This window comes from Mesorhizobium sp. M1088 (assembly GCF_040318575.1).
Classification (GTDB): domain Bacteria; phylum Pseudomonadota; class Alphaproteobacteria; order Rhizobiales; family Rhizobiaceae; genus Mesorhizobium.
On record NZ_JAMYMO010000001.1, the window covers coordinates 449,332 to 469,760 of the forward strand.

A 20,429-nucleotide genomic window follows, 5' to 3' on the forward strand; every position below is an offset into this window, starting at 1 on the left:
ACGCAACACCAGGAGACCAGACATGAAGATCGTCGTCATCGGCGGAACCGGGCTGATCGGTTCAAAGACCGTGGAGAGACTGCGAAACAAAGGCCACGACGTACTTGCGGCGTCGCCGAATTCGGGCGTCAACACCGTTACGGGAGAGGGTCTGGCGGCCGCGCTTGCCGGTGCGCAGGTCGTCATCGACCTCGCGAACTCGCCGTCGTTCGAGGAAAAGGCTGCCCTGGAGTTCTTCTCGGCATCCGGGCGTAATCTTTTTGCCGCCGAAACGGCCGCCGGCGTCCGTCATCACGTGGCGCTGTCGGTCGTCGGTACCGACCGGCTGCAGGGCATGGGCTATTTCCGCGGCAAGTTGCTTCAGGAAAAGCTGATCAGGGAGTCCGGAATTCCCTACACCATCGTTCACGCCACTCAATTCTTCGAATTCACCGCCGCCATCGCAAACACGGGCGCCGTCGGGGATACCATTCATATGTCGCCGGCCTACTTCCAACCCATGGCGGCTGATAATGTTGCCGATGCGATGGCGGACGTCGCGCTTGCCGCGCCGTTGAACGGCATGATCGAAATTGCCGGCCCGGAGCGTGTTCGCATGAGCGAACTTGTCGAGCGCTTCCTGAAGGCCACCAAGGACCCGCGCAAAGTCGTCCCGGATCCCGGCGCGCTCTACTACGGCCAAGTGGCAATCGACGATCGAACGCTGGTGCCCGGCGAGAACGCGCGCATCGGCGCCGTGCGTTTCGATGATTGGCTCAGCCGATACACACCACCGAAGTAAGTAATCATCGGATAGGCCCGCCATTCGCACAACAAGGAGACCAGACATGATCAAAACACTTCTCTGCGCCGCGCTCACCGCCGCTTCCGTCACCGCAGCAATGGCCAATGACGCCGCCAGCGTGAAGCTTGTCTACGACCAGGCTCTGCCAAACGTGCCCGGCAAGAGCATGAAAGCCGTGCTCGTCGAGTACGCGCCTGGGGGTACGTCGCCGGCTCATACCCATCCCAAATCCGCGTTCATCTATGCCACGGTCCTGCAGGGGGCGATCCGAAGCCAGGTCAATGACGGGCCGGTGAAGACTTATCGCGCCGGCGAGAGTTTCTCGGAATTCCCTGGCGACCGTCATGCCGTCAGCGAAAACGCCAGCAAGACGGAAGGCGCTCGTCTGCTTGCTATTTTCGTCGTCGACACCAGCGAGACGGAACTGACGACGAACGCGAAATGAAATCGTAGCCCCCAGGACCATCGGGGCGTACGCGAAGGGACGGTCAGTGACATGAATTCGATCGCCATCCGCACACTTGCGGGGATTTTGGTCCCCGATACTCCGCTTGTTGGCCGAGCGATCGAACATGCCCGCGCTCGATGTGAACCCTACCTGTTCAACCACGTGGTCCGATCCTGGCTTTTCGCGGCCCGGATCGGACAGATTCAGAATATCCAGCACGACGCGGAGGTTGTTGCGGTTGCAACCCTGTTGCATGACGTCACGCTCAATGAGGACTTCGCCGGGCCGCGCCGTTTCGAAGTGGAAGGCGCCGATCTCGCCCGCGCCTTCGTTCGGGAGGGCGGCTTCGACGAGCGGCGCGCCCAATTGATCTGGGACAGCGTCGCCCTCAACTCGACGCCGTCGATTGGCCTCTACAAGGAGGCTGAGGTGGCGCTGTGCACAGCCGGCATCTGCCTCGATGTCGTCGGCTTGCAATACAGCCTCGTTTCGTCAGCCGAGATTGCAAAGATCGTTGGCGAATTTCCGCGCCTCGGGATGAAGCGGCGGATGACGCGATGCTTTTGCCATATCGCCGAGATCAGGCCCGAAACCACCTACGACAACTTTGCCCGGGACTTCGGCGAGCGCTTTGTTTCAGGCTACAAGGCGACTTCGGCAGTTGATCTTGTGATGAACGCTCCCTTTGAAGAGTGAACGCAGTTTCGATCCAGGTTCTATCGACACCGGTCGGTTCAGCCTTGCCCTTCAAGTGACCCAAACGCTGTGCGTCTGTCGGATGCATGCGGCAAAGCGAATTGCCGAGGGCAGCGGTCAGGTGCCAATTTCCACCTCCTATACTTCGGTTTAGGCGCCCCAGCCCAATCGAGTGGCAATACATATCATCGGCACGATAGCAACAGTTCCTCTCATCGGTCATCCTTACGCTGCAATGGATTGCAAACACCTCAAGGAGATAAGTAATGAATATTGCAGCGCCACCGGTCGCTCCGAAAGGAAAAGCCGTCGCCCAACGCGCGAGTTATGCGGAGCAGTCGCCGGAACTTCTAAAGAAATTTATTGAATTTCTTGGTGCGACGCGAGAGGGGTCGATCGAAGAGCCAATCCGCGACCTTGTTGCAGTCCGAGCCGCGCAGCTGAACGGGTGCACCTTCTGCCTCGATATGCACGTCAAACAGGCGAAGATCCATGGCGAGCGCGAACTGCGCCTTTACCACCTGGCAGCCTGGCGGGATTCGACCTTGTTCGTTCCTCGCGAGCGCGCAGCCTTGGCATGGACGGAAGTCTTGACCAAGCTGCCCGAGCAGGGTGTCCCCGACGAGATCTACGATCGAGTCAGGTCGCAGCTTTCCGAGAAGGAAATCTCCGATCTGACCTTCGTTGTCATGGCGGTCAACTCTTGGAACCGTCTGAATATCGGCTTCAAACCCGTCCCGGGCTCGGGCGATGCGAAGTTTGGCCTGAGCAAAGCAGCACTGAGCTAATCTTTGGAATGGGTCAGAATGGCGCTTGTTTGCGCGCCATTCTGACCGGCCGGACGAAGGCGCCGAGCTCGGCAACCAACACTGGAACCGATCCCAGCCCCGCGGCCGCGGCCGCGAGGCGCTCTCAGGAGGGCGTCATGCGAATTGACAATCTGCATCCAGTAATATCGGCCCGTCTCATGGTGGTCGATGTCGACGCTCCACTCCGCAGTGCGGCACTCTCACTTTCCAGGCCCGCAATAGGCCTGGTCGTGGTGTGCCACGGCAGTGGGGAGGCGGCAGGCGTGCTGAGCAAGTCCGACCTTGTCCGCCATCTGGCGAATTCAGGGCCAACAGAAGCGCCGATTGCGGCTTTGATGAGCAGGTCCATCGTGTCCTGTGGTCCCGATGATGATCTTCATTCAGTCTGGCAGACCATGGCCGCGCAAGGCCTGCAGAATGTGCCGGTGCTCGGGGCCGACTCGAAACCGCTAGGCGTCCTCGATATCCGTGATGCGATGAAGGCGCTCTTCAAACAAGAGGAACTGCAGGAACGGCTGCTTGCCAACTACATCAGCGGGATCGGCTATCAATAGAGCATCGTCTCGCGATTGAATATACGGAAGTATGTATCGGCGTCTTCTTAGATATAATGGAAAATAAAAGCCATAAATTATAGCGTGTTGAAGCCAATAGGTGCCGACTTAGCCAGCGGGGAACGAAATGTTTCGTCCGGACATAAAAGAAGATGTCTTCGACGGCCCGCCCGATGGCCCTGGAAGTGGTATGTCCGTGCAAATGTCGACGGCCGGCATCGTCCATGACCTGGGCAATCTCATTCAGGTCGCCTCGTCGGCGTTGAACCACCTGGCCCGCGATCCGAGCATCCAAGCGGCTCCGGCGCTCGGGCCTGTAATAGCCGGCGCCAAGACGGCTTTGGAGCGGGCTGGTGGCCTTGTCCGGCAAACCATCAGCCTGGCCCGAGAGAGCCACGCGGAAATCGAATACACAAACGTAGGTGCTTGCCTGGCTGAGATCGAAACCCTCGTACGGAGCGCCTTGGATGCCAATTTCGGTCTTGAGCTTCGGGTTGGGTCCGACCTGCCTTTGGTGAGATGCGATCGCTTTGGATTGCAAAATGCGGTTCTGAATCTTCTGTTCAACGCGCGCGATGCAATGCCTGACGGCGGTTTCATCTCGATCGATGCCGGCTTGGCCTCTGAAAACTCTGCCGCCGGTCAGGTAGACATCCGCGTCGCGGACAACGGTATCGGGATGACCAGCGAGACGATGGTCTGCGCCTTCGATCCGTTCTTCACCACCAAAAGCGAAGGCCTCGGCGGCGTCGGTTTGCCGATGGTGAAGCACTTTGCCGAGCAATCAGGCGGAAGCATCGATATTCAGAGCACACTTGGGGCAGGCACGACCGTCACTCTGCGGTTGCCTGCGATGCGATAGCGGCCCGCCAATCTGCCTCCGGTGACAAACGTGACATACAATCGAGAGATAAAGATGGATGCACAAGTCGTCGAAAACGTCCAACAGCACCGTTTCGAGCTGCCGATCGCCGGCGATATGTTTGCGGCGGCCTATTATCGGCTCGAGGGCGGGAAGGTTGCGCTGATACACACCGAAGTCCCGTCGGAATTTTCCGGACAAGGGATCGCGTCGCAATTGGCCCAAGGAACCTTCGAACTGCTCCGCAAGACCGGCCGTAAAGCGATCTTGAAATGTCCCTTCATGAGCCGCTTTTTCGCCAAGCACCCGGACTATGCAGATGTCGTCGGCGGCTAGTCATGGGCACGAATGTTGAGGGTTTCCCAAGGATCTATCCAAATGCCTGACGAGTATGATTTGCAGAGATTCGTCAGCGCACAGGATCCGGTCTACGACGACGCGCTGGCCATTCTACGTCGAGGGATGATGTGCACTCCCTACATGGAGTTCATCTGCCCAAGGTTGGCCACAAGGCGAAGTGGTACAGCGCCTGAGCCATATGCAATCACATCGCTCGACGAAGCCAGCGCCTATCTCTCGTTTCCGATCCTCGGAGGCCGTTATCGGGAATGCGTTGGCACCCTGCAACGGCTCTCCGGCCTAAGCGCTCGCGCTGTCTTCGGTGACGTTGATGCGAAGAAGTTGCACGCGTCCCTCACGCTGTTTTCCGAAGCAAGCAACGACGAGTTCCTGCTCGAGACAATCTTCGACGTCTGGTTCGACGGTTTGCTCGATGAGGAAACGATGAACGATCTCTACTTGATGTCGTAGTGGTCTGCCTGCGCCACCCGGCGTAAAGCTGTCGCGGCGCTGAGGTCACCATCCGCTGCCTTATCCCTCACACGCTGCCATCTGGGAGAGGCATGAGCTCGTGCTCTCCCGGCACGCCGGGGAAGCGGCGTTCGCGCCAATCCGCCTTTGCCTGCTCGATCCGTTCGGCTGAAGAGGAGACGAAGTTCCAATAGATACGACGTGGCTCGGCCAGGGGCTCACCTCCTATCAACATCAGTCTCGCCGCATGGAAGGCAGGCGCCTGCAGCACAATCTCAGCGCCGGGCGCCAGAGCTACTAATTCGGCCTCATGAAACGTACCGAGTTGGCCGACAATTCCAACCTCACCGGCGACGATGTAGATCGCACGCTCACGGTGTTCGGGTTTCACCTGGTAGCGCGCACCGCTCGTGAGCACAATTTCGGCATAGACCATGTCGGAGAACGTCCTTACCGGCGAGACCAACCCGTCGGACGCGCCGGCGATCAACGTAAACTCGACGCCGTCGGCACAGATCCTCGGTATTTCGGGAGCGCCAAAATGTGCGACGTCGGCGGCAATTTCTTCATAGCGGGAGGGGAGGGCGATCCAAGCCTGAGCGCCGAAGAGATTGCTTGCCGACGCCCGGACTTCCGGTGGCGTGCGCTCGGAATGGACGATGCCCGACCCGGCCGTCATCCAGTTGACCTCGCCAGGACGGATGGTCTGCACTTTTCCCAAATTGTCGCGATGGACGATCTCGCCATCGATCAGGTAGGTCACGGCCGCAACGCCGATATGCGGATGCGGTCCCATATCGAAACCGTGACCTGCGTCGAATATAGCGGGGCCGAAATGGTCGAACAGGATGAAGGGCCCGATCATCAGGCGATCCGAGGACGGCAATACGCGCCTTATCTTCAGTCCGTCCGCAAAATCACGGATAGCTGGCTGGATGAGTGTATCGATGCCTGTGATACCGCTTTGGCGGATGGTCATGGATCTCTGTCCTTCTGCATGCCTTGTCAGCCAGGTGCTCGAACGCGCTTGAACGAAGCGGCTCGAAAGACTGTCTGAATGGCTTTGAGGAGCGCGAATTTGGAGCTCGCGTGGTGCTGTCCGGCGATGCCGCTTTCATTAAAAGCCGACACCCTCATCGACAGGATCGCGGCAAGATCTTCGGCCATTTCGGGCCTGTCGTGCAGCAGCGGCGCAAAGCTTTCCTGGTCTATGTCGTAAACCGTGACAGGGGTCATTGCCCGCAAACTCGACATCTCGCCAATACCGGCGAGCAAGCCGGTCTCGCCGAAGAAATCGCCAGGTGCAAGCCGGGAGATCTCCTGCAGTTGATCATCGTCCTCGCCAATTTGCCGGACGATGACGCCCGTCCGAACGATCATGAGCGACGGCAGCATCTCTCCCTGTCGTGCGATGATTTCGCCCTTATGGTAGGTGCGAACCGAGGCCGCTTTGGCGAGCGAACCCTGCTCGGTATCCGTTAGCGCCGAGAATACCGGTATGGAATTGATGAGTTCGATCGGGGTGAAGCCTTGGGAGGCCGCCGTCTCGTGGCCCGGCCGGTTGGTCATGGCAATCGAGCCTGAAAATGGCTCCGCCAGCAGCATGCCGGTCGACTTTGAATGGCGATAAATGAGATCGAAGATTTCGTTCCGAGCGGCACTTCGCTGGTCGATACTTGCGACGCGAAAAAACAACTCGATCTCGATAGCTGTGGCATCCAGGCTTCTGATGGTGACCGAAGGCGAAGGGTCCTGGAGGATCGAATTGCAGCTCAGCAAGACAGTGCGCATGAGGTCTACGATGATCGCCGGCGTCTTCGTTGGCGCCACCTTGACGGTTACGGCAAGTCCATGGCTCTCGTCCGGACCGCTTAGATTTGTTACCCCGATCTTGGCGAGAAGGCTGTTTGGCAGCGCCACGACATTGTGTGTCGGGGTCAGAAGTTGGGTCGACCGCCAATTGGTCTCGATAACGCGGCCTTCGGTTCCGTCGCCCAGAATGATCCAGTTTCCAAGCACGTAAGGGCGGCCGAGGTTAAGCGCGATCGCCGAAAATACGTCACCAAGCGTATTCTGGAGCGCCAGTCCCAGGATGACGGCAAACACGCCCGACGTGGCAATGAGCGTTCCGACCGGCACTGCAAAGACAAACGCCAGGATCGACAGGAACATTCCAGCGTAGACGACACCGACCACGACGTCCTGCAGGAGACGTGCCTCGCGCGGCTTTCGCTCGAAGACGAGATAGATACGGACAAATCCGATCAGCGCCCAGGCAAGGTGAACCCACCAGAGCAGCTTGACCGAGCCGATGAGGATCGCTCCTCCGGTTGTCTCGTTGTCCCCTGCGGCCTCGTACGGCACGACGCGCAGGTGGAGAACCATGGCCGACATCGCGACGAAAAAGGCGAGTTGGACGACCAGCTTCGCATTGGCGAAGCGTCTGGGGATGAGAGACCAAACGACGATCCCGGCGAGGCCGAGCAACACGATGTAGACCAGAGGAGAGTTCCACCAGTTCATGAACGATCACCGCGATGCCCGGTTCAACGTTTGGTCTCCGGCCCGGCGATCGGGCCTCTGGCGCTGGCCTTGTCTTTTTCGAGAACTGCTTCGGTGATCGAATTCGGCAGCCGTCGCGGCTTTTCGATCAGCCCGAGCACCGGCATGGCGATGATGAAGAACGCAAAATAGTAAAGCGTCGCCAGTTGGGACATGACGACGTATGCGCCTTCCGCCGGCCGGGAGCCGAGCCAGCCGAGAAAGAGGGCATTGGCAACGAACAGCCAGAAGAGCACCCTGTACCAGGGCCGATAGACCGCCGAGCGCACCTTCGAGGTGTCGAGCCACGGCACCAGGAACAGCACGGCGATCGAGCCGAACATCGCGAGCACGCCGCCGAGCTTGGAATCGATCGGCCCGATATTGAAGGTGATGGCCCGCAGGATCGCGTAAAACGGCAGGAAGTACCATTCCGGCACGATGTGGGCCGGCGTCTTCAGCGGATTGGCGATGCTGTTGTTGTCGGGATGGCCGAGGTAGTTCGGCAGGTAGAAGACGAAATAGGCGAAGAAGAACAGGAACACGAGGATGCCGAAGGCATCTTTGACGGTGGCATAAGGCGTGAAGTCCACGACATCGGTTTTCGATTTGACTTCGATGCCGGTCGGATTGTTCTGGCCGACGACGTGAAGCGCCCAGATATGCAAGGTCACCACGCCCACAAGCACAAATGGCAGCAGGTAATGCAGCGCAAAGAAACGGTTCAGCGTCGGATTATCGACCGCGAAGCCGCCGAGCAAAAGCTGCTGGAGCCAGTCGCCGATCAGTGGGACGGCGGTGAAGAAGCTGGTGATGACAGTAGCGCCCCAGAACGACATCTGTCCCCAAGGCAGCACGTAGCCCATGAAGGCCGTCGCCATCATCAGCAGGAGGTTGGTGCAACCGAGCACCCACAGCAGCTCACGCGGCGCCTTGTAGGAGCCGTAGTAAAGCCCGCGGCAGATGTGGATGTAGACGGCAATGAAGAAGAACGACGCGCCGTTGGAATGGAGATAGCGCAGCAGCCAGCCCGAATTCACGTCGCGCATGATCTGCTCGACCGAGTTGAAGGCCAGCCCCGTATCAGGGGCGTAATGCATCGCAAGCACGATGCCGGTCAGGATCTGTGAAACCAGCATGATCGTGAGAATACCGCCGAACGTATAGGCATAGTTCAGGTTGCGCGGGACGGGATAGACGATGAAGCTGTCATAGACCAGCCGCGGCAGCGGCAGGCGGGCGTCGAACCAACGTTCGATTCTGGTTTTGGGCGTATAGGTCGAGTGTTTGCCGCCGCTCATCGAAATGCCCCCTGCCTCAGCCGATACGGATCTTGGTGTCGGAAACGAATTGGAACACCGGCACCGCCATGTTCTCGGGTGCCGGCCCCTTCCGGACGCGGCCGGCGGTGTCGTATTGCGAACCATGGCAGGGGCAGAACCAGCCGTCGAAATCGCCTTCCTGACCATGCGGGATGCAGCCAAGATGGGTGCAGACCTGGATCATCACCACCCAGGCTTCCTTGCCCGGCATAGTTCGATTGGCGTCGGTTGCCGGCGCATCGGCCGGCAGGTTGGCGTTGCGGGCAATTGGATCCTTGAGCTCGGCGAGACTGACTGCCTGGCCGTCCTTCCTCTCTTTTTCGGTGCGGTTGCGCACGACAACCGGTTTGCCGTGCCAGTCGATGATCAGCGACGTTCCCGGCGTCAGCGAGGAGACGTCGACCTCGATCGCGGCGGGCGCCTCGACGCGCAATGTGTGCTCGGCTGTGGAGGTTTCGGAAAGGTCGGCCATGATGGCGACTCCTATTGTCGGAAGCTGCGTCATCGCGTTGGTGGCAATCGAGCAAAAGCAGACCACGGCTTTCGCGTTTCCAGTCTGCTCGTGCCGCGCGGAATATGCCGGCCGTGGCCGGGTGTGAGCCATCGTGCCAACGGCACGTGCGTCCAATACTTTCGTTTAGGATTTCCTGAGCGAAGGACTGGCCGGGCTGGCGATGATGCCATCATGGAAGGTTCTGGATTCCTCCAGATAACCGTTGGCCGCTGAGCTGGCATACGTCCCGGCATTGCGCACAGCGATCCCGAACTTCACTCGACCATACCTCGGCATAGGCACGTCTAGCTGTCGGTGTCGTAGTCGTCGTCTCCGCCAAGTGCGAGTTTCTGGAGCGGTTGTCTCGCGTGGCGCGGGGCAGGTTTTCCGCTCGGCGACGACCAATTGCGGGATTCAATCGGGTTCAGAAAGGGAAAAGCGGTGAAACTCTACTACAGCCCTCTCGCCTGCAGCCTGGCGGACCACATCGCTCTGGAAGAGGCCGGTGTTTCCTTCGAGCGCGAAAGTGTGAACCTCAAGACCAAACGGACAGGCTCCGGGGATGATTTCACTACCGTCACGCGCAAGGGCTATGTTCCAGCCCTCGTGCTGGATAGCGGCGAAACGCTGACGGAAAATATCGCCGTCCTCGACTGGATTGCGTCGCAATACCCGCCACTGGCAGTGGCGGGGCCGTACCCGCCTTCTCGAAGCGCTGACCTACGTCTCAACTGAAATACACCGAAGCTTCAAGCCGATGTGGCACCAAAGCAGCGATGCCGAAAAGGCCAGGGCGAGCGCGACGATTACGAGCCAACTCGAGTTCGTCGCTGACGGGCTCGAGACCGACTATCTGTTCGGCGACAAGCCCAGCGTCGCGGATTTTTATCTTTTCGTGATGCTGCTTTGGGCGGCCCGCTTCCAAGTCCCTGTTCCCGCGCCTTTGCAAGCCCTTCGCGTCCGAATGGCTGCCCGACCGGCCGTGCGCATCGCAATGGATCGTGAGGGCCTCGTCTGAAGCCGAGGGCGACTTCGAGCATAAGACCAGATGCAACATGTCCTCTCGCCCAAACAGAAGATCAGGAGTCATTCTCATGCTGCCGTTCCTGCGGATGCTACATCTACATCCAGCCGCTTCCAAGCGCGGGGACGGCCTAGGTCTCGAATTTCTGAGGAGGGAAATCGAGGAAACGCTTGACCTGACCGGCATTCACTCAGAGTTCGCCGCACTGCCTCCTGGCCGAGTGTTACAGTGGTTGGTCCGCCGCCCGCAGTCACCATCGAAATAGGCAACATTTCCTGTCGGCCGATGAGGCGGGCGGTCCGGTCGTTCCTGCTTGTTGGTCATTACAGAGGCTTCATCATGAATGCGAGTAAGGCTCGCGACACGGTCGATCATCGCCGCCGGCGCATTGTTGGTGCTGCAGCAATGACGTTCGCCGCCACCGAACTCGGCTTGAGCGAGCCGGCGGCCACTTGGACGGTCGAGGCGAGGGCATCTGCTACGCAAGCCACGCAGAAATCATTCGGCTCGCTCGGGCAGGTCAATGCCGGAAATCTGAGCGTCGGATATGCGGAGCTGGGGCCCGCCGAAGGTGCCCCAGTGATCCTGCTTCATGGCTGGCCTTATGACATTCACACCTACGCCGATGTCGCTCCCCTGCTTGCCGCAAAGGGGTACCGCGTGATTGTGCCCTACCTGCGCGGCTACGGCACTACGCGCTTCCTGTCGGACGAGACGATGCGCAACGGCCAGCAGTCGGCGCTCGCCGCGGATACGATGGCCCTGATGGATGCGCTGGGGATCGAAAAGGCCACGATCGCCGGCTGCGACTGGGGCGCTCGAACGGCCAATGTCGTTGCCGCGCTCTGGCCTGAGCGTTGCAACGCGATCGTCTCGGTGAGCGGCTATCTCATCGGAAATCAGCAGGTCGGCATGGTGCCGCTGGCACCGGAGGCGGAGCTTCAATGGTGGTATCAGTATTACTTCGCCACGGATCGCGGCCGCGCCGGCTACGAGAAATACACGCGCGATTTCGCCAAACTCATCTGGCAACTCGCTTCGCCGCAGTGGAATTTCGACGATGACATCTTCCAGCGCAGCGCCGCAGCACTGGACAACCCGGATCACGTCAGCATCGTCATTCACAATTACCGCTGGAGGCTCGGCCTGGCACAGGGCGAGCCGGAATATGACGTTCTGGAAAACCGGCTGGCCGAAGCTCCCGTGATCACAGTGCCGACCATTACCCTTGAGGGCGATGCCAATGGCGCACCCCATCCCGACAGCAGTTCCTACGCCAAGAAATTCTCGGGCAGATACACGCACCGGATCATCACCGGCGGTATCGGCCACAACTTGCCTCAAGAAGCCCCGCAAGCCTTTGCCCAGGCTGTCATCGACGTCGGCGAATACTGATCAAAATCCATGACGTGCCCCCGACCGTAAGGAATAAAACGGGAAGAGTCCTGGTTCTCGGCACAGCCTCCGGTCCGCTTAGGCGAGAACAGCTCTCCCGCCGACCCAGACCGACGCGATGTTGGCCCTGGAAGCGGAGTAGACGATCTTCTGAAGGATGCCGTCGCCGTCGTCGAGTTCGTCCCACAGGTGAATTGTGCCTCTGGGCGCGGCGGTGTCGACCAGGATCGCATCGAAATGGTAGCCAGGCGAGAATCGCCCCACAGGCAAGCCGAGTGCCACGCCACCGCCTGCCGTCGCCAGGTGGAAGGACTCGCGAAAGTCGACGCGTGCTGTTCCGGCCGTGCCGCGCGTCTCGGCCGCTAGCGCCGGGTCGGTGCCGGTTTCCAGCATGCGCGACGACATGACCGTCGCGCGCATCGCATCGAACATCGAGGCGCTCGGTCCCCCGGAAATGTCGGTGCCGAGCCCGACCTTGACACCCTTCTCGAGGGCCGCCCTCAACGGGAACACGGCGCCTGCGAAGTAGGCGTTGGAGACGGCGCAGTGCGCCACGGCCGCCTTGCGCACGCGGATCGTCTCCATGTCGGCAAGCGTAATGAAATTGGCGTGCGCGAGCACGCTGCCGGCGCGCAGCAGGCCAAAGCGATCAAGGCTAGACGTGTCGCTGATCCCGTGGCGCTGCAGCACGTAGCCATGCGCCCAGTCGCTCTCCGAGCAATGCGTCTGCACATGGCAGCCGCATTCCTGCGCAAGCGTGCCGAGCCCTTTGAGGGCGGCGTCGGTACAGGAGGGGATGAAGCGCGGCGTAATGACCGGCTTTACCCGTCCCGTGGCATTGTCCGGATGCCCATGCACGTAGTCGATCAGAGCGCGCGTGCCATCGATGGCCGCGTCCGCCGAGGTATCGCGATAGTAGGCCGGGCACTCGTCGGGATTGTCCATCGCCACTTTGCCGACCAGCGCACGTTGCCCCCGTTCGAGGCAAATGTCGACGAGCAGCCTTGTCGCGTCCTGGTGGATGGTTGCGAAGTAGAGCGCTGTGGTCGTGCCATTAGCGATCAGGTCGTCGACCAGCAGGCCGTAGCTGCGCCGCGCGAAGGCGAGATCGGCGTAGCGCGCCTCCAGGGGAAACGTGTGTTTGTGGAGCCAGGCCTCGAGCGGCACGTCCAGCGCCCTGCCGAGCTGCGGATATTGCGGCGCGTGCACGTGAAGATCGACGAAGCCGGGCAGCAGATAACTCTGCGCCGGCAAGGTCGCCAGCGAACCGGTCCGGCGCGCGGCCTCCAGCGCCTCGCCATAGCCGGCATCATGCGGATGCAGCACCGAGGCGATGATGCCTGATTGATCGATTGCGATCAGGGCATGGAGCAACTCTTCCACGAGCCCGCGCTCCGGCGCGTGAAAGCCGCTGGCCAGAAGCGTCTTGCCGCTCAGGTCGCTCACCTGTCCTCCGCCGAAGAACAGCTACGCACTGCCGTCGCGAAGCGCCAGAGCGCGATTGCCCGTCCGTCGATGCCGATGACAATATCGGAAGGGCTGCCGCTCATGCGGCTTGCGCCGTCGTGCCGTAGGTGATGCCCTTCTCCTTCAGCCAGCGGCGATAGGCGATCGACGAGCCGTCGGCCCGCGTCGGGATTTCCGCGCGCGGCTCGAGCGGCAAAAGAAGTGGCCGCTGGTTCTCCAGGATGATGCGGTCCTGCAGGAAGATAAGCTGCTGGAACTGCACAAGTTCGGTCGTGGTCGATACGTCGTCGATCAGGAACATGACGGGGTGCGCGCGGCAGCGGTCCGGATCGAGGGGCTGCACGAACAGACAGATCACGTCCCACCGGGTAGCCGAGTTGGGGCAGGTCTTGTAGAGCATCACCGCGAAAGGATTGGCGACCCGGTACATGTATTGGGTCATGATGCCGCCGGTCGCCGAGAGTGCTGCCTGCGGCTGGAAGAATTCGCAGTTGGTCGCCCACACCTCGTCCACGTCGCGGCGGATTTCGGTTGTGTAATGCCGCACTTCCGTGTGCGGCTCGGCGCCCAATATGTCGGTATGGACGAAGGGGAAATGCGCCATGTCGAGGAAATTCTCGACGATGCGCAGGCCGGACGCCTTTACCGCGATCGCTCCGCAAACGACAGGCCGGCGATCGTCCTCATAGGCCTCCGGGATCGACAGCACATCGCCGGCCGGCATGCCGAGCGTGATCCATAGATAGCCGTAGCGTTCCTTGGCCGGGACTTGGCTGCCGTCGCCGGCACGCGACACATTGACCGGGCCTGCCGTATCGCGGGCTACCAACAGATCGACGCCCAGAAGCCGGTTCGGCATCGTGCCGACCGGAATCTCGTTCAGCGCGTCAATGCAATACCATTGGTCGAGGGCCGCCTGCTCCGCAGCTCGCTTAATGGTCATTGTTGCGTCCTTCCTGTGCTATCTCACTGCCGATAGATGCGGTCCATCACGGCCCGGTGGTCGGCCATCGCCGCCTCGACATCGAAAGAGGCGAAGTCGCCTCTCGCGATAATCTGCCGGCCGTTGATGTAGGAATAGTCGACCTTGAAGGGTCCGCAAAGCACCAGCGCGGCGAGCGGGTCGCGCTCGGTGCCGGAAAGGCCGAGTTGGCTGCGTTTGACCGCGATGAAGTCGGCGCACATGCCGGGCGCGAGATGGCCGATGTCATTGCGGCCGAGCAGGGCAGCGCCACCGCGCGTCGCCATTTCGAGGGCCTCGCGCGCGGACAGCGCCGTCGGCGTGCCGCCGAAACCGCCGCGGCCGCCGGGCTTTTCGGAGAGGTAGTGGTGCGGCGCGACACGCTGAAGCATCAGCGCCAGCCGCGCTTCCATGAACAGGTTCGACGTGTCGTTCGAGGCCGAGCCGTCGACGCCAAGGCCGACCTTCACGCCCTTGTCGAGCATCTCGCGGATTTTCGCGATGCCCTGGCCGCAGCGCATGTTAGCCGACGGGCAATGGGCGACCCCGGTGCCGGTTTCGGCGAAGCGGTCGATCTCGTCGCTGGTCATGAAAATCGAGTGGGCGAACCAGACGTCGTCACCGAGCCAGCCGACGGATTCGGCGAACTCGACCGGCCGTTTGCCATAGATTTCGAGGCAGTACTTCTCCTCGAAAAGCTCTTCGGCAAGGTGCGAATGCAGGTTCACGCCCTTGTGGCTGCGCGCCAGCGATGCCGCATCGCGCATCAACTCCGGAGTCACCGAGAAAGGCGAGCAAGGAGCCAGGATGATTCGGCTCATCGAATGCCGCGACGCGTCGTGATAGCCGCCGATCAGCCGTTCGGCATCCTTCAGGATATCCTCTTCCTTTTCGACGCAGCGATCCGGCGGCAAGCCGCCCTGGCTTTCGCCGCGCGACATGGCTCCACGCGCAGCGTGGAAACGCAGACCGATATCGCGGGCCGCACCGATCGTCGCGTCGAGCGTGCAGTTGTTGGGCAAGATGTAGAGGTGATCGGAGCTGGTCGTGCAGCCCGAATGGATGAGCTCGGCCATCGCTACGCGCGCCGAGACGCTTATCGCATCGTCGTCGAGCTCGGCCCAGATCGGATAGAGCGTCTTCAGCCAGACAAGCAGCTCGTCGTTCTGAGCCATCACACGGGTGAGGTTCTGGTACATATGATGATGCGTGTTCACCATGCCCGGCATGACGACATGGCCCGATAGGTCGAGCACCTCGTCGGCACTGGAGGCACTGAGTTCCGCGGTGGTGCCGACCGCTTCGATGACGTTGTCGTCGATCAACAAGGCGCCGTCGGAAATCTCGCGGCGCGTACCGTCGAAGGTGGCGAGCAGATCGATGTTCTTGACAAGCAGGCGGGGCATGACGGTCTCAACGCATGTCGCGGAAATAGGGTTCGCCGAGAGCAGCCGGCGCGGCCATTACCCGGCGCATGCGCTGCCAGGCAAGCACCGGCACGATGATCAGGGCGATCGTGCCGAGATAGGGAAGCATCGACAGGATCGGCGCCGCGATCGGCCAGTTGCGTGCTTGGCCGACGAAGCCGAGAGAGGTGATGAGACCGAACAGCAGAGCGGCCAGCACGGCGTTGAGGGGCCGGTAGCCTGCGAAGATGACGAGAGAGACGGCAATCCAGCCGCGGCCGGCCACGACGCCTTCCGACCAGGAGGGAACGAAGGCAAGCGTGAGGTAAGCGCCGGCGCCGGCCGCCAGCGCCGAGCCCGCGGCGACATACCAGAAGCGGATGCTTTGCACCGAAATGCCGGCGGCGTCGGCTGCCGCGGGGTTTTCGCCCGCCGCGCGCATGTTCAGCCCGTGGCGCGTGCGGAACATGATGTAGTGCAGCACAACCGGCAGGACGATGTAGATCAGGTAGACAAGGATGTTCTGCGTGAAGATCGCGCGACCGAGCAGCGGGATGTCGCGAAGATAGGGAACAGCAATCGGCGCGAAGGTCGCCGGCGCCGGCATGCCGGAATAGGCGCGACCGATCGTTGCGGCCATGCCTGTGCCCATCAGCGTCAGCGCCAGGCCGCACAACACCTGGTTCGCTTTGACGACGACGGTGCCAAGAGCGAAGACGCAGCCAACGAGGAAACCGACGACAAGCGCAAGGACGAAGCCGAGCATAGGGTGCGGCGTGGCGACGACGACCGCGATGCCAGTGATTGCACCGAGCGCCATAAGCCCTTCGACGCCGAGATTGACGACGCCGGCGCGCTCGGAGAGCGTCTCGCCCAGCGCCGCCAGCGCCAGCACGCCGCCGGCGAGAATGGAGGTCTGGATCAGTCCGGCGATCATGTCCATGGGTGTTTCCTCAGCTCGCGACCGGTTCGGTCCGCGTGATGCGGTAGTGAGCGAGTTCGTTGCCGATCGCCGTGAAGAACAGGATCAGTCCGGTGATGGCGAGCACGGCCGATACGGTGATGCCTTGCGTCTGCAGGATGATGCCCGAATTCAGGATGACGCCCATCAAAGCCGCGCCTGCGAGCACGCCAAGTGAGGAACCGCGCGCCAGCACCGCGACCATGATGCCGAGATAGCCGAAATTGTTGGAGATGCCGCCCTGCAGGCGATGCACCGTGCCAGCTACTTCCAGCATACCGGCGATGCCGGCGATCGCTCCCGACATCAGCAGGACGACGATCAGGCGGCGGCGGAACGGCATGCCCGCATAAAGCGCCGCGCTTGGATTCGACCCAGCGATCCTTACCTCGTAGCCCCAGCGCGTGTAGTTGAGCAGTCCTGCGATGACAAAGGTGAGCAGGATCGCCAGCGGGAAACCGTAGTGTACGATACCCCAGAATTCAGGCACGTCATGCGGCAGACGTGCAGTGGTCGCGAGCGCATGGCCGCTCGGGTCGAGCCATGGTCCGGTGGCGACGTAATAGACCATCAGCGTCGCCACGAAATTCAGAAGCAGGGTGGTGATGAGTTCGCTGACATCGGCGTAGGCGCGCGCCAGCGTCGGCACCAGTATCCAGAGCAGCCCGCCGAGCGCGCCAGCGATGAACATAACAGGCAGGATCAGCCAGGTCGGGCCGGGAATGAACAGCGCGACCGCCGTGGCGCTGAAGGCGCCGGCATAGAATTGGCCCTCCGCGCCGATGTTCCAGGCGCCGATTCTCAGCGCTACCCAGACCGACAGGCCGGTCAGGATCAGGGGAGTGACCAGAAGTCCGACGTCTTCCAGCCCGAAGCTCGAGCCAAAAGTCGAGTTGAGCACCTCCCAGGCGAGTTCGACGGGAGCATTGCCGCGAGCGGCCAGAACCAGGCCGGCGACCCCCAGCGCCAGCACGATCGCCAGGGCACGTGCCGCAAAGGCAACGGAGGGCTGCGCGGATGGAACGCGCTGGAGCTTGATCGCCAAGGTCAGTGCTTCCCGGCAGCGGCCTGGGCGCCAGCACTGGACCGCATCTGCCCGCCCATCATCAGGCCGATTTCCTCGATGTCGGTGGAGGCAGTCTCCACCGCGCCCATGATCCTGCCATGGAACATCACGGCGATGCGATCCGACAGGTTGAACAGCTCTTCCAGCTCCTCGGAAATGAAGAGCACACCGACGCCGGCATCGCGCAATTCGACGAGATAGTGCATCATCGTGTTGATCGCGCCGACATCGAGGCCACGGCTCGGATAGGCGGCGATCAGAACCTTACTTGCGATGCGCATCTCGCGGCGTGCGACGAGGCGCTGCTGATTACCGCCGGAAAGGTTGCGCATGGGCATGCCGAAATTGGGCACCGCAACGGATGCCGCTTCGGCGATCGTGCGCGCGAGAGCAGCCGCTAGGCGCGGTCGAAACGCGAAGCCCTTTGAAACAGGCGCCGACGCATATTCGCGGATTATGGCGTTGTCGGTGATTGAAAGCGCCGGCGCCAGGCCGCTGTGCAGCCGGTCTTCGGGAATGTGGCCGACGCCGAACTTGGCGTAATCGACCGCGCCGGCGGTCGTGACGTCCTTTCCGCCGAGCAGTATCTGGCCCGAGTGGATCGGCCGCAAGCCGGTGACGACCTGGGTCAGCTCCTTCTGGCCGTTGCCGGCCACACCGGCGATGCCGAGAATCTCGCCGGCATGGATGTCGAGCGAAACCTCGTCGAGAAGGATGCCGCCCACGTCGTCACGCGCGACGACGGATTTGAGGCTGAGCACCGGCTCGGCGGAGATGCCGGCCGCGCCTGGCTGCCTGGCACGCAGATTGCTGAGCACGATCTCACGGCCAACCATCAGGCGCGCCAGCATCTTCTCGCCGCAGTCCGCGGTATTTTCGGTGGCCACCTTGCGGCCGCCGCGCAGCACAGTGATGCGGTCTGATATTTCCAGGACCTCGTCGAGCTTGTGGCTGATGAAGATCACCGCATTGCCCCGGGACACGAACTGCTTGAGCGCCTTGAAGAGCTCGCGCGCTTCCGCCGGAGTAAGCACTGCAGTCGGCTCGTCGAGGATCAGAACACGGGCATTGCGCGCGAGCACGCGTAGGATTTCCACGCGCTGCTGCTCGCCGGTCGAAAGATCGGCGACGCGCGCGGATGGCCGTACCGCGAGGTTCAGCTTCTCGGCCAGTGCGGCAGTCCGCGCCTCGAGCACCGACGAGCCAACACGCTTGGGCGTTTCGGACCAGCCGAGATGAATATTCTCGGCGACCGTGAAGGCGGTCACCAGCTTGAAATGCTGGTGGACCATGCCAATACCGGCGGAGATTGCATCGACGGGAGATGCGAAACGCTTGGCATAGCCGTCGACGACGATCTCACCGGCATCCGGCTGATAGATGCCGGTGAGGATGTTCATCAAGGTCGATTTGCCGGCGCCATTCTCGCCGAGCAAGGCGTGGATCTCCCCCGGCATCACGTCCAGGTCGACGTCCTGGTTAGCAACGACGCCGGGGAAATATTTGCTGATGCCCTTGAGCAGCACGAGCGGCGGCGCGCCGGAGCCAGGCTCGTAACGTCCCGGGGAGGTGGACGGCACCTCCATGCCGCCGTAGCGGTGCTCGCTCGAAGCATGATGAACTGGAACAAAATCATTCATCCCGCTTAGCTCTTTGCCTTCTGCCGCATAGTCTATCCGAAAACTCTGCAATCTTTCGGGATTACGCTTGGAGGCCGCTGACGCCTTCGATCGACCAATCCCAGTTGTAGAGTTCCTCTTCGGTCATGCGATGGCCGGCAGCCACCTTGACGTTGCCCTTGGTGTCCTTGATCTCGCCCTCGAACGGGCTCCAGCCGCCGAGAATCTTGTCGCGCACGGCATCGGCCTGCTTTGCGACCTCGGTGGGCACCGTCTCGCCCCAGGCATCGCGGTCGATACCGCCGCCCATCGGCAGGATGGTCTGCGAGGGCGTCCACTTGCCTTCGAGGCGCAGGCGCACCTGCTCGACATAGAATTTCTTGAAGTCGATGGCGATCGAGGAGACGTAGGCCTTCGGCCCGTAGCGGCGGATGTCGGTATTCCACATCACGGCCTTCGCGCCGCGCTGCTCGGCCACCTGTAGATAGCCTGCTTCGTCCATGATGCCGAACAGAAGGTCGGCGCCGTTGTCGATGAGCGCGGTGCCGGCCTGGGTGGCAGCCTGCGGATCGAACCACGAGTTGATGACGATGGTCTGCATCGTGGCGTTGGGATTGACCGAACGGGCGCCCATCAGGAAGGCATTGGTGCCGGAAAAGACCGACGGAACAGGGAAGGAGGCGACGTAGCCGAGCTTGCCGCTCTTGCTCATCAGGCCCGCGGCGACACCGGTGACGTAGGTCGGGTACCAGTGGGCGAGATAGTAGGTCGAGAGATTTTCGAGCGGGTTGCGGCCATCGCATTCATAGAAGGCGACGTCCGGCGAACGCTTGGCCACGTCGTAGAGGAAGTCGCCATAGTTGGAGGTGGCAAACACCATGTTGGCACCTTCCGAGACGAACTGGCGGAAGGTGCGGGTCGCGTCGGCCGAATAGGGGATGCTTTCGACGAACAGCGTCTTCAGCTTCGGGAACGCTTCCTGCACGGCCTTCATGCCCTGGTCGTGGCTCCAGGTCCAGCCTTCATCGGTCACCGGACCGGTGTGGCCGAAGGCGATGACCGCGTTTTCCTCGGCGACGGCGGCGAGCGGCGTCTGTGCATGGGCGGGCGTGATAAGGCCGGATTTCGGCAGGAGCAGCGAGGCGCCGGCCGCGGCGCCCATGTTGAGGAAGCCTCGGCGGGAGAGATTGCGCAGGTCGATCATGCTTCGG

The 20,429-nt window shown here is 61.5% G+C and carries 22 protein-coding genes; 11 read left to right on the forward strand and 11 right to left on the reverse strand.

Annotated elements, in window-relative coordinates; genetic code table 11:
- Positions 1-22 precede the first annotated feature (22 nt).
- The 8 genes from NKH49_RS02265 (at position 23) to NKH49_RS02300 (ending at position 4,963) form a co-directional block, all read left to right on the forward strand.
- Positions 23-781, forward strand: a complete 759-nt coding sequence (locus NKH49_RS02265; RefSeq protein ID WP_352470611.1) for an SDR family oxidoreductase — start codon at positions 23-25, stop codon at positions 779-781.
- Positions 782-827: 46 nt separating this feature from the next.
- A complete protein-coding gene (locus NKH49_RS02270) occupies positions 828-1,229 on the forward strand; it encodes a cupin domain-containing protein (protein ID WP_352470610.1) in 402 nt (133 codons plus the stop codon).
- Positions 1,230-1,280: 51 nt separating this feature from the next.
- Positions 1,281-1,928, forward strand: coding sequence for an HD domain-containing protein (locus NKH49_RS02275; protein ID WP_352681194.1), 648 nt, complete (start codon positions 1,281-1,283; stop codon positions 1,926-1,928).
- Positions 1,929-2,194: 266 nt separating this feature from the next.
- Positions 2,195-2,716, forward strand: coding sequence for a carboxymuconolactone decarboxylase family protein (locus tag NKH49_RS02280; protein WP_352449835.1), 522 nt, complete (start codon positions 2,195-2,197; stop codon positions 2,714-2,716).
- A gap of 137 nt (positions 2,717-2,853) precedes the next feature.
- Complete coding sequence (locus NKH49_RS02285; RefSeq protein ID WP_352612465.1) at positions 2,854-3,291, forward strand: CBS domain-containing protein; 438 nt, start codon at positions 2,854-2,856, stop codon at positions 3,289-3,291.
- Between the two features lie 127 nt (positions 3,292-3,418).
- On the forward strand, positions 3,419-4,153 hold the full coding sequence (locus NKH49_RS02290) for a sensor histidine kinase (RefSeq protein ID WP_352612467.1): 735 nt from the start codon (positions 3,419-3,421) through the stop codon (positions 4,151-4,153).
- A 54-nt stretch (positions 4,154-4,207) separates the two neighbouring features.
- Positions 4,208-4,489 (forward strand): GNAT family N-acetyltransferase, encoded by a 282-nt coding sequence (locus NKH49_RS02295; RefSeq protein WP_352449832.1) that lies wholly within the window; start codon positions 4,208-4,210, stop codon positions 4,487-4,489.
- A 42-nt stretch (positions 4,490-4,531) separates the two neighbouring features.
- Positions 4,532-4,963 carry a DUF1810 domain-containing protein gene (locus NKH49_RS02300; RefSeq protein WP_352612469.1) on the forward strand — a complete coding sequence of 144 codons (432 nt, stop codon included), beginning with the start codon at positions 4,532-4,534 and terminating at the stop codon, positions 4,961-4,963.
- 67 nt (positions 4,964-5,030) lie between these two features.
- On the opposite strand, the gene NKH49_RS02305 is transcribed toward NKH49_RS02300, so the two are convergent.
- From NKH49_RS02305 to petA, 4 genes are read right to left on the reverse strand one after another with little or no spacing between them, the layout of a single operon-like run.
- Complete coding sequence (locus NKH49_RS02305; RefSeq protein WP_352612471.1) at positions 5,031-5,942, reverse strand: pirin family protein; 912 nt, start codon at positions 5,940-5,942, stop codon at positions 5,031-5,033.
- Positions 5,943-5,968: 26 nt separating this feature from the next.
- Positions 5,969-7,486, reverse strand: coding sequence for a mechanosensitive ion channel family protein (locus NKH49_RS02310; RefSeq protein ID WP_352470603.1), 1,518 nt, complete (start codon positions 7,484-7,486; stop codon positions 5,969-5,971).
- A 23-nt stretch (positions 7,487-7,509) separates the two neighbouring features.
- Complete coding sequence (locus tag NKH49_RS02315; RefSeq protein WP_352612474.1) at positions 7,510-8,805, reverse strand: cytochrome b; 1,296 nt, start codon at positions 8,803-8,805, stop codon at positions 7,510-7,512.
- 16 nt (positions 8,806-8,821) lie between these two features.
- Positions 8,822-9,331 carry a ubiquinol-cytochrome c reductase iron-sulfur subunit gene (petA, locus tag NKH49_RS02320; protein WP_352612476.1) on the reverse strand — a complete coding sequence of 170 codons (510 nt, stop codon included), beginning with the start codon at positions 9,329-9,331 and terminating at the stop codon, positions 8,822-8,824.
- Between the two features lie 429 nt (positions 9,332-9,760).
- On the opposite strand from petA, the gene NKH49_RS02325 reads away from it, so the two are divergent.
- The 3 genes from NKH49_RS02325 (at position 9,761) to NKH49_RS02335 (ending at position 11,738) form a co-directional block, all read left to right on the forward strand.
- Positions 9,761-10,054, forward strand: a complete 294-nt coding sequence (locus NKH49_RS02325; RefSeq protein WP_352612478.1) for a glutathione S-transferase N-terminal domain-containing protein — start codon at positions 9,761-9,763, stop codon at positions 10,052-10,054.
- Between the two features lie 22 nt (positions 10,055-10,076).
- Entirely contained in the window at positions 10,077-10,337 is a 261-nt protein-coding gene (locus tag NKH49_RS02330) for a glutathione S-transferase C-terminal domain-containing protein (protein WP_352612480.1), read from the forward strand.
- Positions 10,338-10,682: 345 nt separating this feature from the next.
- Positions 10,683-11,738: an alpha/beta fold hydrolase gene (locus tag NKH49_RS02335; RefSeq protein WP_352612482.1), complete on the forward strand. Its 1,056-nt coding sequence runs from the start codon at positions 10,683-10,685 to the stop codon at positions 11,736-11,738.
- A gap of 78 nt (positions 11,739-11,816) precedes the next feature.
- On the opposite strand, the gene guaD is transcribed toward NKH49_RS02335, so the two are convergent.
- The 7 genes from guaD to NKH49_RS02370 form a co-directional block, all read right to left on the reverse strand.
- Positions 11,817-13,184, reverse strand: coding sequence for a guanine deaminase (guaD, locus tag NKH49_RS02340; protein WP_352612484.1), 1,368 nt, complete (start codon positions 13,182-13,184; stop codon positions 11,817-11,819).
- A 100-nt stretch (positions 13,185-13,284) separates the two neighbouring features.
- Complete coding sequence (locus NKH49_RS02345; RefSeq protein ID WP_352470599.1) at positions 13,285-14,148, reverse strand: aromatic ring-hydroxylating dioxygenase subunit alpha; 864 nt, start codon at positions 14,146-14,148, stop codon at positions 13,285-13,287.
- A gap of 23 nt (positions 14,149-14,171) precedes the next feature.
- On the reverse strand, positions 14,172-15,572 hold the full coding sequence (locus NKH49_RS02350) for an 8-oxoguanine deaminase (RefSeq protein WP_352870970.1): 1,401 nt from the start codon (positions 15,570-15,572) through the stop codon (positions 14,172-14,174).
- A 7-nt stretch (positions 15,573-15,579) separates the two neighbouring features.
- Positions 15,580-16,515, reverse strand: a complete 936-nt coding sequence (locus NKH49_RS02355; RefSeq protein ID WP_352849850.1) for an ABC transporter permease — start codon at positions 16,513-16,515, stop codon at positions 15,580-15,582.
- A gap of 10 nt (positions 16,516-16,525) precedes the next feature.
- A complete protein-coding gene (locus tag NKH49_RS02360) occupies positions 16,526-17,578 on the reverse strand; it encodes an ABC transporter permease (RefSeq protein WP_502906610.1) in 1,053 nt (350 codons plus the stop codon).
- A 2-nt stretch (positions 17,579-17,580) separates the two neighbouring features.
- A complete protein-coding gene (locus NKH49_RS02365; RefSeq protein ID WP_352612729.1) occupies positions 17,581-19,185 on the reverse strand; it encodes an ABC transporter ATP-binding protein in 1,605 nt (534 codons plus the stop codon).
- A 115-nt stretch (positions 19,186-19,300) separates the two neighbouring features.
- Positions 19,301-20,422 (reverse strand): BMP family ABC transporter substrate-binding protein, encoded by a 1,122-nt coding sequence (locus tag NKH49_RS02370; RefSeq protein ID WP_352612491.1) that lies wholly within the window; start codon positions 20,420-20,422, stop codon positions 19,301-19,303.
- Positions 20,423-20,429 lie beyond the last annotated feature (7 nt).

Coding starts and splice junctions, on each gene's coding strand:
- NKH49_RS02265 (WP_352470611.1), top strand. CDS start 23: ATGAAGATCGTCGTCATCGGCGGAACCGGGCTGATCGGTTCAAAGACC.
- NKH49_RS02270 (WP_352470610.1), top strand. CDS start 828: ATGATCAAAACACTTCTCTGCGCCGCGCTCACCGCCGCTTCCGTCACC.
- NKH49_RS02275 (WP_352681194.1), top strand. CDS start 1,281: ATGAATTCGATCGCCATCCGCACACTTGCGGGGATTTTGGTCCCCGAT.
- NKH49_RS02280 (WP_352449835.1), top strand. CDS start 2,195: ATGAATATTGCAGCGCCACCGGTCGCTCCGAAAGGAAAAGCCGTCGCC.
- NKH49_RS02285 (WP_352612465.1), top strand. CDS start 2,854: ATGCGAATTGACAATCTGCATCCAGTAATATCGGCCCGTCTCATGGTG.
- NKH49_RS02290 (WP_352612467.1), top strand. CDS start 3,419: ATGTTTCGTCCGGACATAAAAGAAGATGTCTTCGACGGCCCGCCCGAT.
- NKH49_RS02295 (WP_352449832.1), top strand. CDS start 4,208: ATGGATGCACAAGTCGTCGAAAACGTCCAACAGCACCGTTTCGAGCTG.
- NKH49_RS02300 (WP_352612469.1), top strand. CDS start 4,532: ATGCCTGACGAGTATGATTTGCAGAGATTCGTCAGCGCACAGGATCCG.
- NKH49_RS02305 (WP_352612471.1), bottom strand. CDS start 5,942: ATGACCATCCGCCAAAGCGGTATCACAGGCATCGATACACTCATCCAG.
- NKH49_RS02310 (WP_352470603.1), bottom strand. CDS start 7,486: ATGAACTGGTGGAACTCTCCTCTGGTCTACATCGTGTTGCTCGGCCTC.
- NKH49_RS02315 (WP_352612474.1), bottom strand. CDS start 8,805: ATGAGCGGCGGCAAACACTCGACCTATACGCCCAAAACCAGAATCGAA.
- petA (WP_352612476.1), bottom strand. CDS start 9,331: ATGACGCAGCTTCCGACAATAGGAGTCGCCATCATGGCCGACCTTTCC.
- NKH49_RS02330 (WP_352612480.1), top strand. CDS start 10,077: ATGTGGCACCAAAGCAGCGATGCCGAAAAGGCCAGGGCGAGCGCGACG.
- NKH49_RS02335 (WP_352612482.1), top strand. CDS start 10,683: ATGAATGCGAGTAAGGCTCGCGACACGGTCGATCATCGCCGCCGGCGC.
- NKH49_RS02345 (WP_352470599.1), bottom strand. CDS start 14,148: ATGACCATTAAGCGAGCTGCGGAGCAGGCGGCCCTCGACCAATGGTAT.
- NKH49_RS02350 (WP_352870970.1), bottom strand. CDS start 15,572: ATGCCCCGCCTGCTTGTCAAGAACATCGATCTGCTCGCCACCTTCGAC.
- NKH49_RS02355 (WP_352849850.1), bottom strand. CDS start 16,515: ATGGACATGATCGCCGGACTGATCCAGACCTCCATTCTCGCCGGCGGC.
- NKH49_RS02365 (WP_352612729.1), bottom strand. CDS start 19,185: ATGGAGGTGCCGTCCACCTCCCCGGGACGTTACGAGCCTGGCTCCGGC.
- NKH49_RS02370 (WP_352612491.1), bottom strand. CDS start 20,422: ATGATCGACCTGCGCAATCTCTCCCGCCGAGGCTTCCTCAACATGGGC.